The sequence below is a fragment of the Ensifer sp. GW821-FHT05G01 genome, assembly GCF_059419585.1.
This window is the reverse complement of sequence record NZ_JBWKSC010000003.1, coordinates 220,340-234,156: the sequence shown is the minus strand read 5'-3', so window position 1 is coordinate 234,156 and position 13,817 is coordinate 220,340. Positions and strand designations below refer to the sequence as shown.

General features: G+C 62.3%; 11 protein-coding genes. 5 read left to right on the top strand and 6 right to left on the bottom strand.

What is annotated here, in order from left to right; translation table 11 throughout:
- Positions 1–160 precede the first annotated feature (160 nt).
- Positions 161–943, bottom strand: coding sequence for an ABC transporter substrate-binding protein (locus AC07UR_RS09815; protein ID WP_209791305.1), 783 nt, complete (start codon positions 941–943; stop codon positions 161–163).
- Positions 944–1,357: 414 nt separating this feature from the next.
- On the opposite strand from AC07UR_RS09815, the gene AC07UR_RS09810 reads away from it, so the two are divergent.
- The 3 genes from AC07UR_RS09810 to AC07UR_RS09800 all read left to right on the top strand — a co-directional run bounded on the left by AC07UR_RS09810 (position 1,358) and on the right by AC07UR_RS09800 (position 5,978).
- Complete coding sequence (locus tag AC07UR_RS09810) at positions 1,358–3,736, top strand: OmpA family protein (RefSeq protein ID WP_209791304.1); 2,379 nt, start codon at positions 1,358–1,360, stop codon at positions 3,734–3,736.
- 103 nt (positions 3,737–3,839) lie between these two features.
- Positions 3,840–4,583, top strand: coding sequence for a polysaccharide deacetylase family protein (locus tag AC07UR_RS09805; RefSeq protein WP_209791303.1), 744 nt, complete (start codon positions 3,840–3,842; stop codon positions 4,581–4,583).
- Positions 4,584–4,724: 141 nt separating this feature from the next.
- Entirely contained in the window at positions 4,725–5,978 is a 1,254-nt protein-coding gene (locus AC07UR_RS09800; protein ID WP_209791302.1) for a tetratricopeptide repeat protein, read from the top strand.
- 13 nt (positions 5,979–5,991) lie between these two features.
- Here AC07UR_RS09800 and mobB read toward each other — a convergent pair whose 3' ends face one another.
- From mobB to AC07UR_RS09785, 3 genes are read right to left on the bottom strand one after another with little or no spacing between them, the layout of a single operon-like run.
- A complete protein-coding gene (mobB, locus tag AC07UR_RS09795) occupies positions 5,992–6,519 on the bottom strand; it encodes a molybdopterin-guanine dinucleotide biosynthesis protein B (RefSeq protein ID WP_209791301.1) in 528 nt (175 codons plus the stop codon).
- Positions 6,516–7,184, bottom strand: coding sequence for a molybdenum cofactor guanylyltransferase MobA (gene mobA, locus AC07UR_RS09790; RefSeq protein ID WP_209791300.1), 669 nt, complete (start codon positions 7,182–7,184; stop codon positions 6,516–6,518). Before mobA ends, mobB begins: the two co-directional genes overlap by 4 nt.
- 13 nt (positions 7,185–7,197) lie before the next feature.
- Positions 7,198–8,106 carry a DMT family transporter gene (locus AC07UR_RS09785; RefSeq protein WP_209791299.1) on the bottom strand — a complete coding sequence of 303 codons (909 nt, stop codon included), beginning with the start codon at positions 8,104–8,106 and terminating at the stop codon, positions 7,198–7,200.
- A 453-nt stretch (positions 8,107–8,559) separates the two neighbouring features.
- Between AC07UR_RS09785 and AC07UR_RS09780 the strand changes: the two genes are divergently transcribed.
- Positions 8,560–11,112, top strand: a complete 2,553-nt coding sequence (locus tag AC07UR_RS09780) for a methyl-accepting chemotaxis protein (protein ID WP_209791298.1) — start codon at positions 8,560–8,562, stop codon at positions 11,110–11,112.
- 348 nt (positions 11,113–11,460) lie between these two features.
- Here AC07UR_RS09780 and moaA read toward each other — a convergent pair whose 3' ends face one another.
- Positions 11,461–12,510 (bottom strand): GTP 3',8-cyclase MoaA, encoded by a 1,050-nt coding sequence (gene moaA, locus AC07UR_RS09775; protein ID WP_209791998.1) that lies wholly within the window; start codon positions 12,508–12,510, stop codon positions 11,461–11,463.
- A gap of 147 nt (positions 12,511–12,657) precedes the next feature.
- Between moaA and AC07UR_RS09770 the strand changes: the two genes are divergently transcribed.
- Entirely contained in the window at positions 12,658–13,032 is a 375-nt protein-coding gene (locus AC07UR_RS09770; RefSeq protein WP_173420146.1) for a gamma-butyrobetaine hydroxylase family protein, read from the top strand.
- Positions 13,033–13,293: 261 nt separating this feature from the next.
- Here AC07UR_RS09770 and AC07UR_RS09765 read toward each other — a convergent pair whose 3' ends face one another.
- Positions 13,294–13,779: a MarR family winged helix-turn-helix transcriptional regulator gene (locus tag AC07UR_RS09765; protein ID WP_173420145.1), complete on the bottom strand. Its 486-nt coding sequence runs from the start codon at positions 13,777–13,779 to the stop codon at positions 13,294–13,296.
- Positions 13,780–13,817: the final 38 nt, after the last annotated feature.

Below are 13,817 nucleotides of genomic sequence, written 5' to 3'. Positions count from 1 at the left end.
TTCCCCTTTGCGCTGTTCTTATGAAAATGGATCGCGCTTATGTTTTAGGTTCTTGTCAAACAAAAACGGCGGAAGGGCAAGCCATCCGCCGTTGCATTTTTTTCATCAACCAACGTTTTTCCGGCATGATTCACTAGGAAAACAGGCCGGAAGCCGTCGATCAGCTGCCATAAACGTCGAACGGGAAGTACTTTTCGTTGATTTCCTTGTACTTGCCGTTGGCGCGGATGGCTTCGATGGCCCTGTTGAACTTCTCGCGCAGCGCGTCGTCGCCCTTGCGCACGGCAATGCCGGCGCCTTCGCCGTTGATGACCGGGTCGACCGGCAGCGTGCCGAGCAATTTGCAGCAGGCGCCGTCTGCCGACTTCAGCCACTCCGAGAGAACGACGACGTCGTCGATCACGGCATCGACGCGACCGTTGACGATGTCGAGCTTGTATTCTTCAGCCGTCGGATAGAGCTTGATTTCCGCTTCCTTCATATGCGCTTCGGCATAGTTGGAGTGGGTGGTCGAGCCCTGGGCGCCGAGCGTCTTGCCGGCAAGGGCTGCCTCGGTTGCTTCGGTGATCGGCGAATCCTTCGGCACCACGATCGCCGGCGGCGTGTTGTAGTACTTGTTGGTGAAGTCGACCTTTTCCTTGCGCTCGGCGGTGATCGACATGGACGCGATGATGGCGTCGAACTTCTTGGCGATAAGTGCCGGAATGATGCCGTCCCAGTCCTGCGTCACGAACGTGCATTCGACCTTCATCTCGACGCAAAGCGCCTTGGCAATGTCGACGTCGAAGCCGGTCAGCGTGCCGTCAGCTGCAAGGTTGTTGAAGGGCGGGTAGGCGCCTTCCGTGCCGATAACGACCTTTTCGCCATCTGCCATGGCAGATCCAGCCATGAGCACGAAAACGGCAGCCGATGCGGCGGCTGCCAGCCGTCTGGAAATACGCATGATAGTCCTCTCTGTTGGCCGACATCCGGTTTCTTGTTCTTCACGGATGCCTATCTTGACCGGGGCGCTTGCCACCGGTTGGGGCGATATTCGTACTGTTTTCCGGCAAAAATCAACTGGAAAGCGACGGCGCCCACCGGGAAAAGAAATTCGACCGGAGATTGCATCGGCCATGCTCGCCGCGAACATGAATGCCGCGTTCAGCAGCGGTTAATCTTGCTTTGGCTAGGCCTATTGCGGGAACCGATCACAGGTTCGGGCGTTGCGTTGGCGGCTCTTGAAGCGGGCAACACAAAAAAGCCGGAACCTTGGAACAAAGCCCTTGAGAATTCACGCCTGTCTCTGTTGCCGAACCGGCTGTCCGGTGGGTAACAGTGGCGGGTAAGGGACCTCCCAGGACGAGGAAGGAAGACAATGTCGATTCGATCCAGACTATTCGCGACCGTGGCGCTGCCGGTGCTCTCGGTGTCGCTTGCGGTGCAACCAGCCCTTGCCGACAGCCTGATGAAGCCGTTCGAGGTGGCGCAGGAAGGGAGTGGCCAGCCGTCCGAGGAAGAGCTGCTTCTGCAGCAGCGCCAGGCCGAAGAGCAGCAACGCGCAGCCGAAGAACAACAGCGTGCCGCAGAGGAGCAGCAGCGCGCGGCGGAAGCCGAAGCGCAGCGCCAGCAGCAGGAGCAGCAGGCGGCCGAACAGCAGAGGGCTGCCGAAGAGGAGGCTGCCCGCCAGGCGGCCGAGCAGCAGAAGGCCGCCGAGCAGGAGGCCGCTCGCCAGGCAGCCGAACAGGAGAAGGCCGCGGAAGCCCAGCGGGCGGCGGAAGAGGAGGCCGCGCGCCAGCAACAGGAGCAGCAAGCGGCTGAGCAGCAGAAGGCTGCTGAAGAAGAGGCCGCGCGTCAGGCCGCCGAACAGGAAAAGGCCGCGGAAGCCCAGAAGGCCGCTGAAGCCGAGGCCCAGAAGGCTGCCGACGAAGAGGCAGCCCGTCAGGCCGCCGAACAGCAGAAGGCTGCTGAAGACGAGGCTGCACGCCAGGCCGCCGAGCAGGAGAAGGCCGCTGAAGCCCAGAAGGCTGCTGAAGGCGAAGCTCAGCAGAAGGCCGCAGACGAGCAGAAGGCTGCAGAAGACGAAGCCGCCCGCCAGGCCGCCGAACAGCAGAAGGCTGCCGAAGCAGAGGCCGCACGCCAGGCTGAGGAAGCCAAGAAGGCTCAGGCTGGCGAATGCGTCGTGCCGGAAGGCCAGGACGCATCGACCGCTTGCCCGCCGGCTGGTGGCGAAGCAACGACCGGCCAGCAGCCGGCAACCGAAGGTCAGAATGCCGGCGAACAGCCTGCTGTGACCGAGGAACAGAAGGCAGGCGAGCAGCCGCCGGCAACCGACGGCCAGAATGCCGGCGAAGCCGTGGCACCGGCTGTCGAACCGCAGACCGGCGAACCGCAGACGGGCGAGGGCCAGCCGGTTCCGGGTACCGAGCAGCCGGCGACGGCTGAACAGCAGCCTGAGGTCCAGCCCGTCCCGGAAATCGTCGAGACCCGGACCGAGGAAGAAAAGCAGAAGATTGCCGACGATCCGGCAGCGAGCGACGAAACCGTCGTCCTTCCGGTTGAAAACGGTGCAGCCGTTCTCGACAGCGACAAGGACGCCGACAATGCCGGCGGCAACAAGTCGCGCGAAGACCGCCAGAAACTGCGCGAAGAGCTGCGCGCGCAGGAGGAAGCCGTGCCGGCGCCGACTGATGACGCTTCTTCCCAAGCGCAAATGCCGGCCGAAATCCAGGCAGACCTGCCGCAGAAGATCGAGGCGAACCTGGCCGAGAAGGGGACACGCGTCGAGGAAGTGCCGGTGTTCGCCGTTCCCGAGACGACCAACATCGTCAACAACACCATCATCAATAATACGGTGATTAACAACAACACGACGGTCAACAACGTCACGAACAACATCACCAATGTTGAAGTGGTGCAGGAGATCGACAACCGGATCATCCTCGGCGTCGGTGACCAGATCTTCGTTCGCGGCGACGACCGACCGCGCCTTCGTCGCGATGCGGAAGAAACCTTCTACGACCAGCTTCCGCGCGGCCGCACCCGCGAGACCATCGTTCGTCCCGGTGGCTACCGGATCGTGACGATCTACAACCGCTATGGCGACATCCTGCAGCGTTCGCGCGTCGATCGTGATGGCAACGAGTACCTGATGATCTACGCGCCCGAGCGTGACGAAGGTCCGCGTCCGGCGATCATCGACGTCGGCTACGAACTGCCGCCGATGCGCCTGCGCATCCCGGTTCGCGAATACATCGCCGATGTCTCCGAGGACCCGGGCCGCGACTACTACGACTTCCTGGCCGAGCCGCCGGTGGAGCGCGTCGAGCGTGTCTATTCGATCGACGAGGTCCGTCACTCCGCGCGTCTGCGTGACAAGGTCCGCCGCATCGACCTCGACACCATCACCTTCCCGACGGGCAGCGCTGAAGTGTCGATGTCTCAGGCCAAGACCATGCGCGGCGTCGCAGCTGCCATGGAAAAGGTGCTGGCCAAGGATCCGGGCGAAACCTTCTTCATCGAAGGTCACACGGATGCCGTCGGCTCCGACCGGTCGAACCTGGTGCTTTCGGACCAGCGCGCCGAATCGGTTGCCTCGTTGCTCACCGAGGTCTACGGCATTCCTGCCGAAAACCTGGTGACCCAGGGCTATGGCGAGCGCTTCCTCAAGGTTCGCACAGAGGCCGCCGAACAGCAGAACCGCCGCGTGACCATCCGCCGCGTGACGCCGCTCGTTCGCCCGGTCGCCCAGCGCTAACAGGTTCGAGCCTGGCTCGAGCGTCTGCTTAGAATATGCGAAACCCGCCTTTCAAAGGGCGGGTTTCTGCCGTTTCATTCCGAGACTTCTTTCCAGGATTGCCATGAAAACCACTGCTCTGCTCCTTGCCTCCTTTGTCCTGTTCGCCCCGGCCGCCCATGCGGCACCGGCTCTCGTCGAGCCCGACCTGCGGCTTCCGAGCAATCCTGCCGGCAAGGATCAACCGCCGCGCGTGGCGTTGACGCTCGATGCCTGCAGTGGCGCAACGGACATGCGCATCCTCGGCACGCTGATCGAAAACCGCATCCCGGCGACGATCTTCGTGACGGCGCGGTGGCTGAAGCGCAACGGGTTGGTGGTCGAGGTGATGAAGGCGCATCCGGATCTCTTCGAAATCGAGGATCACGGCGCCATGCACGTGCCGCCAATCGACATCAAGGTTTCCGTCTATGGGCTGGCGGCTGCCGGTTCGAGTGCTGCCGTTGCAGCCGAGGTCGAAGGTGGTGCGGCGGCGATCAAGGCGCACGGCCTTGCGGCGCCGCGCTGGTTCCGCGGCGCAACGGCGAAATACACCCACACCTCGATGAGCCAGATCCGCGAGATGGGTTACCGCATTGCAGGCTATTCGGTAAACGGCGACGGCGGTTCGCTGCTGGGCGCGACGATGGCCGAGAAGCGCATCCGCAATGCCCGGGACGGCGACGTGATCATCGCCCATATCAACCAGCCGACACATGCGGCCGGCGCCGGCGTCGCGCGCGGCATTCTCGACCTCAAGGCGAAGGGCTACAACTTCGTGCGCCTCGATGACATTCCCGACGAGATGACGGTCGGCGCCACCAACTGACGCTGCTCGACTTTTGGGGTTGCTTCAAGCGGTAGATCAGGTCTTGCACGCTCCCTTTCCTGCTTCGGGTTGAAACCCGTGGCGAATCAACTTTTCGTTGTTTAGCTTCCGAGGCGGATTGATCCGTCTCCGGAGGAACGAATGAAACGCACCGTCTTCGGCCTGATTGCTGCCCTTGCATTCAGCGTGGTTGCGCCCTTGGCGTCGGCGGAAACGACCAGTGCCGTCGCCGCGTTCGAAAAGGATCGGACGTTGGCGGACGAAGGGGATGTCGAGGCGCAGTTTCGGCTCGGTTCACGTTACGAGAAGGGAGAGGCTGTCCCAATTGACGTGATGAAAGCCATTGGCTGGTACCGACGGGCGGCCGACAATGGCAGCACCAAGGCGCAAGTCAATCTCGGCGGGATCTACATGAAAGGCGCTGCCGGCGTCAGACGAAACTATGCCGAGGCAAAGCGCTGGTATTCCATGGCGGCAGAACGCGGCACGGCATTCGCTCAGTACAATCTTGGCCTCCTCTACGAACGAGGATTGGGTGTCGGGAAGGATGAGGCACAGGCGCTGCAATATTACCTGCTGGCGGCTGAGCAGGGCGACGATCAGGCTCAGTACAATCTCGCGGTTCTTTATCGGGACGGTCGGGGCACGAAGCGTGACAATGCAGAATCGGTTCGCTGGTCATTGAAGGCAGCGGAGCAGGGTTATGCGCCCGCAATGTACAATCTCGGCATTGTTCACCTTGGTCTCACCGGAGCGCCCAGGAACGAGGCTGAGGCATACCGCTGGACATTGAAGGCGGCCCAGCTCGGCCATGATGGCGCGCAGTTCAATCTTGGCATGATGTATGACAGGGGGGCCGGAGCCGCTCCTGATCCGCTGGAAGCCATGCGCTGGTATTTGCGCTCTGCGGAAGCGGGCAATCTTGAGGCCCAGGTCGTGGTCGGCCTGCGCTACATGGATGGCCGGGCGGGTCGCGTCGACACTGAAAGAGGCATGCTTTGGCTTCGCGCCGCTGCCGACAAGGGGGATGCCGTCGCCCAGTTCAACCTGTCGCTGATCTACGGCAGAGGTATGGGTGTTCCACGCAACGAGGTCGAGGCGATGCGCTGGCTTCGTTCGGCAGCCGAAGGGGCGAATGCCTCGGCACAGTACAATCTCGGCTTTGCCTATTACAGCGGACGGGGTGTCGGCAAGGACGATGCCAAGGCCGTCTCGTGGTTCCGCCGGGCTGCGGAGCAGGGCCATGCGCGTTCACAGTACAATCTCGCGCTGCTGTATGAGCGAGGCGAGGGCGTTGCCAAGGATGATGTTGCGGCGACCGAATGGTATCGCAAGGCGGCGGCCCAAGGGATCCCGGAGGCGCAACAGTATCTCGACGCGCTGCCGAAGAAGTGACGCGATCGACGCGTCAGGGCGTGCTGCTCTTTCGCGTCAGGCCCGTGATCTGCTCGACAAAATCGGCAATCGCATCGGTATCATCGAGATCGAAGACCGCAAGCTTCGTGTCTGCGACCGGATGATCGGCGGCAATGGCGCAGATATGTGGATCTGTCGGCGCCAAGGGCTCGCGGTTCGCCGATTCGAGCCGACGCGCCTCGATCTTGGGGATCGGCTCGCGCTTGTAGCCTTCGACCAGAACCAGATCGCAAGGCGCGAGCCGGGCGATGATCTCCTCGAAGCTCGGCTCGGGCGCACCGCGCAGCTCATGCATGATCGCAAAGCGCGTACCGGAAACGATAGTGACTTCGTGGGCACCGGCCTCACGATGGCGAAAACTGTCGGCTCCGACCTTGTCGATGTCGAAATCATGATGGGCGTGCTTGACGGTCGAGACGACGTATCCACGCGCCGTCAACTCGGTGACAAGGCGGACCATCAGGCCGGTTTTTCCCGAGTTCTTCCAGCCAGCTATTCCGAAGGTTTTCGTTCCGGTCATGCGGCACTCTCTCCAAGGATATGCAGCCACTCTTCGGCCTGCTTGAGGTCATCAGGCGTGTTGATGTTGAAGAACGGGTCGAACATGCCGCCGGCCGTGTCTGTCATCGGGAAATCGACCGTGACGTTCGGGTGCCGCTCGATGAAGGCGCGCACGCGGCGTTTCGGATCTGTGGTCAGCCAGCTCTCGAGATCGTCGGCGAGCGCGACCGGCCAGAGCGCAAAGAGCGGATGCAGGGCGCCGTTGGATGCTGCCACGGCAATCTGGCCATGCGCGGTCATCGCCATCGTCAGTCGCCGGCTGAGGTCTGGCGGAAAGAACGGCGTATCCGTCGGCACGACGAGAACATGACTTGCCGCTGGCGTCGTTGCGGCTGTGTGGCGCATGGCGGCCAGGACGCCGGCAAGCGGACCGAGAAAGCCGGCGACGGTATCTCCGATCACCGGCTGGCCGTCGATCGTCGCCTGGCCGTCGGCGTCGTTGAGATTGACTGCGATACCTTCGGCCTGCGGCTCAAGCCTTGCGATGATCCGCGCGAGCATCGTTTGTCCGCCGAGATGCAGCGCCGATTTCGGCTGCCCCATGCGGCGGGATAGCCCGCCGGCAAGGACGACGGCTGGCCATGCGTGGCGTGTGTGCCCTTGCGTCTCGTCTTGTGGCTTCACGGTCCGATCACTCCTATTCGAGCGGTCCCGTCACCGCGCTCTGGGCAACAGGATTTTTGCCACGCCTGCTCTCGCGATAGAAGGTGTAGAGGCCCGAGCCGACGATGACCGCGACACCCAACAGCATCCATGCATCGGGCTTTTCCGAGAAGAAGAAAATCCCGATCGTGATCGCAAACAGCAGGCTGGTATAGCGGAAGGGCGCGATGACCGAGATATCGCCGCCCCGCATGGCAAGCACGATCGTCTGGTACCCGACCATCAACAGCAGGCTGGCGGCGGCAACGTGGGTCATCGTGGTCGACGACATCGCTTGCCAGCCGCCAAGCGGCACGATCAGTGCGGCGCCGACCAGGGTCGTCACCAGTGCCGTCGTCACGGTGATGTAGAGCGAAGGGATGTCGTGGTCGATGCGGCGGGTACAGAGGTCGCGTGTCGCGGTGCAGAAGACGCAGGCGACAACCGTGAGCGCGGCCGGCGTAAAACCTTCAGGTCCGGGGCGGAGCACGATCAGCACGCCAATGAAACCGACGAAGATGGCGGTCCAGCGCCGCCAGCCAACGGGCTCGCCGAGAAATACTGCGGCGCCGAGCGTAACGGCCAGCGGCAGCGCCTGCATGATGGCCGAGGCATTGGCGAGCGGAATCTGGCCAAGGGCGGAAATATAGGTGATGGAGGCCAGTGCCTCCATGACGATGCGCAGGATGATGACCGGCTTCAGGATGGTGCGCAGCGGGCGAAATGCGCGGAAGTGCCGGGCGATCACGATCACCATGAGCGTGGTCAACAGCCCGCGCACGAACATGATCTGGCCGACATTCATCGCTCCGGTCACCGATTTCACCAAGGCGTCGTTGCAGGAAAAGGCGATCATCGCCAAACACATAAAGACGATGCCACGGAAATTGCTGGAGGATTGCATGCTGGCTGTCCTGCGGCGCCGGATCGGGCTGGGGCCTGAGGCGGATGGGGAAGGCGAATCCGTTGCCGGATGTCGCATACCGTTTAAGCATCGGCCGTCATTTTGTGCAAACACCAAGCGGCCGAAGGGCGTTTTTTCTTCCATCGCAAGTAAAACGGTGTCCTGCCGGTCAGTTCAGGCCGATCGAAGACTGTGTCAGCCTGGAACGCAGGGCTATTAGGCGCCGCTTCTATTCGCGGAATCTTAAGTTTCGCTGCCTATCGTCCCGAACATTCCGCTTCCAATCGCATGATGCGATCGGTGGATGGCGTGCGCCGGAACCCTGGTAGCGCGCCATTCAAGGGGTGTCGGTCGGGGCCTGGGAGGCGCTTGCGCCGAGACTTCACACCATGCTTCCAATAAGAGAAGCCACCGCGCGGACATGTTTCTCATAAGAATAATCTGGGGTCCGCAATGTCTTTCATCGATCGTCTGCTGCAGCGACTGCGTATCGTCACCAAAGTCCTGCTCTTCGTGGTTCCGCTTGTGGTGCTGATCGCGGGTATCGGCCTTGTCGGCTTTTTCACCGCGCGAACGCTCAACGGCCATATGACCGTGACGCGGGAAACCATCAACAATCTCTCGGATTTCCAGGCGCTGCGCGGTGCGCTGCAGGGCTTTGCCGATCAACCGAGCGAAGAGACGAGGGCCGCGCTGAGTGCACAGGTCGACGAGCAGGAAGCGGGCGTCCGCGCGCTCGACGGCCTTTTGACGCGCGAGGCGGACAAATCGGAGATCGCCTCGGTGCTGTCGCTCGGTGACGCGATGCGCGCCCAGACCGACAAGCTGTGGTCGATCAAGGTCGAGCAGGATCAGGTAACAGCGTCGCTCGAGGCGGCGCTGACAGAGATGACCGCACAGGGCAACAGCGCCTACAAGCAGATCGACATCATCCGCAAGGAATCGGGCGAGAAGGAAGCCTTCGCCAAGGCGCTGCTGTTCGATGCCGCGGCCTATCAGGGCGTTGCCGAGCGCATCAAGAAGTTCCGCCTGCCGGTGACGATGGCGGCCAGTGCCGATGCCAAGATCGACCAGGCCGGCAAGCTGCTGCCGCATCTGATCAAACAGATCGGGGAGGCTGAGACGATCGCTTCGGAAAAGGTTCAAAAGCCGATTGCAGAATTGAAGGAGCAGGCGCTCAAGGTTGAGGCGATCCTTGCCGGCACTGAAGACAGCGAAACCAAGAAGAACGCGCTGGTGCCGATCCTCAGCAAATTCTCGAAATACGAAGCCGATTTCGGCAAGGAAGCTGCCAAGAACTCTGACACGGCCGCCAAGCGCTTCGTCGGCATGGATAGCGAAATCTCTCAGCTGAAGACGCTGATCGCGCTGATGGGCGACACCTTCAAGGGTCTCGACAGCACCCGGCTGCACATCAGCGAACTGCACCGAAAGCTTGACGCGGAAAGTCGTGACCTGGTGATAGCCGACATTCAGGCCGTTCGCGACAGCGCGGGCAAATTGTCCGAGCTCGGCGGCAAGAATGCAGCACTTCGCGACCTGCCGGCCAAGCTCAAGCCTTCGCTCGACAATATCGACACGGGCACGGCGGCCCTGATCGACGTCGGCGGGCGCTGGCAGGAAGCCAAGGCTGCCGCCTCGACGTTGGTGGCCGGCGCGAGCGCGACACTCGAAAGCTTCGTCAGCAGCGCCCAGGAGGTCGGCAAGGCAGACAGCCAGCGTTCGGCAGACATGTCGATCGTGGCGATGGTAGCGGGCACGCTGCTCGCCATCATCGGCGGCCTGATGCTGGTCGAAACGCTGCGCGGCCCCTTGAAGCGCGTGACGGAGACGATGACACGGTTGGCCAATGGGGACCTCGACGTGGCGATCGAAGGCCGCAATCGCGGCGACGAGATCGGCGACATGGTGCGCTCGGTTGCGGTGTTCCGCGACAACGCGGTCGAAAACGTCCGGCTGGGACGCGAGGCGGAAGCCGCCCGCACGCTTTCTGCAGAGGAGGAAGCCCGCCGGGCCGAGGAGCGCGCGCGGATCGAAGCCGAACAGATGCAGGCGCTGAACGCACTTTCTGACGTGCTGGCAGAGCTTGCCGCCGGCAATCTCGAAGAAGGCATGGCGGAGGATCTGCCGGCCGACTACGTGATCATGGCGCGTACCTACAACAATGCTGTCGAGGCGCTGCGCGCTACGCTCAGCGATGTCAGGATGGTGACCGGCGAGATCACCGGTGGCACCAGCAACCTCTCAGCCTCGGCCGACGATCTGGCCCGTCGCACGGAACAGCAGGCGGCAGCTCTCGAGGAAAGCTCGCGTGCGCTTCGCCAACTGACCGAGATCGTCCGCTCGACCGCCGACAGCGCTCGCAAGACCACGGTTTCTGTCGACGAGACCAATTCCTATGCCAAGCATTCCGGTCAGGTGGTCGCCAAGGCGATCGACGCGATGGCGGAGATCAACCGCTCGTCGGAGAAGATCAGCACGATCATCAGCGTCATCGACGAGATCGCCTTCCAGACCAACCTCTTGGCGCTCAATGCCGGCGTCGAAGCGGCGCGCGCAGGCGAGGCGGGTCGCGGCTTTGCCGTTGTCGCGCAGGAAGTGCGGGAACTTGCCCAGCGCTGCGCCGGGGCTGCGCGCGAGATCAAGGGGCTGATCTCCGAAAGCTCGGCGCAGGTCAGAAGTGGTGTGGCGCTGGTGAAGGAAACCGGCGACGCGCTTGCCGTCATCAACGACCACATCGGCACCATCCACCAGCTCGTCAGCAACATCGAGGCTGCGGCTGCCGACCAGTATACCGGTCTCAACGAGGTCAACTCGGCGGTGCACGAGGTCGAACTGATCACCCAGCAGAACGCGGCGATGGTGGAAGAAAACACTGCCGAGATCCACGGCCTGCGCCGGCAGGTCGAGGCGCTCAACGAAAAGATCGAGCGCTTCAAGACCGGCACGTCGATGGTTCGCGGCCAGGGGCATGGGCGTGGTTACGGGGCACACTACGCGGCTTGAGGGACGCCTCCGGCGTGCTATGTGCCTGCCGGTTGCCCCTCACCCTAGCCCTCTCCCCGCCCGCGGGGAGAGGGGACGTGCCACGCTATGGGTTTCGTGTGACCTTGGGCCATTCTACCCATCACATGGCCTCTTACGACGCGCTATTCGCGCTTGACCGACGTCTCAACTCCTCGCCATCAGGGCTCAGGGCTCAGGGCTCAGGGCTCAGGGCTCAGGGCTCAGGGCTCAGGGTGGAGCGCTGCCACACGCGTCCTTCGCCCCGCTGGCGGGGAGAAGGTGCCGGCAGGCGGATGAGGGGCGGACCACGCACTGATGAATATTGGCTCGCTCGACCGCCAGTGACGCTCAGCCGCCAGTGACACTCATGTGGCGGGCGACGGCGGGGCGGTTGTGCTCGCGGTCGATGATGAAATCATGGCCCTTGGGCTTGCGGCCGATGGCTTCGTCGATCACCTGGCCGAGATAGGCGTCGTCATCCGAGGCGCGAAGTGCTGTGCGCAGATCGGCGGCGTCGTTCTGGCCGAGGCACATGTAGAGCGTGCCGGTGCAGGTCAGTCGGACGCGGTTGCAGCTTTCGCAGAAGTTATGGGTCATCGGCGTGATCAGCCCGAGCCGGCCGCCGGTCTCTGCTACCTCGACATAGCGGGCAGGTCCACCTGTCTTGTAGGCAATGTCGGAGAGCGTGAACTGCTCTTCGAGCTGCCGGCGCATCTCCGACAGCGGCATGTAGTGATCGGTCCGATCCTCCTCGATCTCGCCCATCGGCATGGTTTCGATCAAGGTCAGGTCCATGTCTCGCCCATGCGCCCAGCGCATCAGATCGGGAATCTCCGCGTCGTTGAAGCCCTTGAGCGCGACGGCGTTGATCTTGACCCTGATGCCGGCGGCCTGCGCCGCGTCGATGCCTTCGATGACCTTGCCGAGATCGCCCCAGCGGGTGATCTGGTGAAATTTCGCAGGGTCGAGCGTGTCGAGCGAAACGTTGATGCGCCGCACGCCACATTCGGCCAGTTCGGCGGCGTGTTTCGCAAGCTGCGAGCCGTTGGTCGTCAGCGTCAGCTCATCAAGCCGCCCGGCTTCGATCTCGCGGCCGAGTTCGCGCACCAGAAACATGATGTTCTTGCGCACCAGCGGCTCGCCGCCGGTCAGGCGCAGCTTGCGCACGCCCTTGCCAATGAAGGCGGAACAGAGCCGGTGAAGCTCTTCCAGCGTCAGCAGGTCCTTCTTCGGCAGGAAGGTCATGTGTTCCGCCATGCAGTAGGTGCAGCGGAAATCACAGCGGTCAGTGACGGATACGCGCAGATAGGTGATCGCCCGGCCGAACGGGTCGATCATCGGGACGGTTTTGTCGACAAGCGCCGTAGCGCCGTTTTTCACTATCGCTGCAGTGTTCACACGTCTTTCTCCCAGCTCCTTCAATGTCGTCAGCAAACGTGGTCGCGTCAAGGCGCATCCTGTCGCAAAGTGTTGATTGGAAAAGCCGGGTAATTCTCGGCAGGCGATTCTTCCGATAAGCGTTGCTTGAAAACAGGAGCAGACACCATGAGCGACATCTGGCCGACGGAACTGCGCGTATCGAAAGATCGCCATCGCCTCGTCGTCGCCTTCAACGACGGCGCATCCTTCGATCTTTCGGCGGAGATGCTGCGCGTGCTTTCGCCGTCTGCCGAGGTGCAGGGCCACGGGCCGGGCCAGCGGGTGACCGTGCCCGGCAAGCGAAATGTGCAGATCATTTCGATGCAGCCGACAGGAAACTATGCCGTGCGCATCGGCTTCGATGATTTCCACGACACAGGCATCTTTACCTGGACCTACCTGCGTGAACTGGGCGAGAAGGGCGAAGAGCTGTTTGCCGTCTATGAACAGGAGCTGGCCGACAAGGGCATGTCGCGCGACAAGACCGAAAAGCCGCGCTGAACCTTTTCAAAAAGAGACGGTTTGTTGATCGCCGGTGCGGTCGCCGTACCGCTGTTCGAGCGCGTCTCTTCGGCGCGCAGGTGTTGAACGTTCTGGGCGAGATGCCGAGACCGCAGCGGATGTGATCGAAGCGTTCCGCGACCTCGATAAGGAGCGGTTCGCGCTCGAAACCATCGGCGGCATCTATACCGAGTGGCAGCTGATTCGCGGAAGCGCGTGAGGCACAGGAAGGCTCACCCGGTTGACCAGCCCGGTCGGGCGTCAGGCGATTTCGCTTTCGTGCTTCAGGAGAAGGGTGATCAGTCGCTCCATGGATTGTGCCACAACCATGCACTCCTCGAGCGGCGCGTCCTCCATCAGTTTTCCGATGAGGCCGGTCTGAACCTCCATCGCCTCTTCGGTCAGCGTGCGCCCTGATGGCGTCAGCGACAGTCGCAGCACTCGCTTGTCCTTGTCGTCGCCGCGGCGCTCGATCAGGCCGCGCTTTTCCAGCTGCGGCAGCAGCATGCTCATGTTCGACCGCCCCACCAGCAGCTTGCGGGCAAGCTCCTGCTGCGAGATCCCGTCGAAGCGATAGAGGTTGATCAGGATGTCGAGGTGCGGCGTCTTGATGTCGAGATGCGCGAGAGAACGCGTCATCGTCTGCTGCATCAGCTGACAGGCGCGGGCAACGGCAATCCAGCTGCGAAAACGCGGGTGGTCCCAAGGGAAATGATGCTGTTCGTTCGTCACTTGATTTTTGTTCATCGTTGTACAATAATGTTCAGCATTGAACATATTAAGAG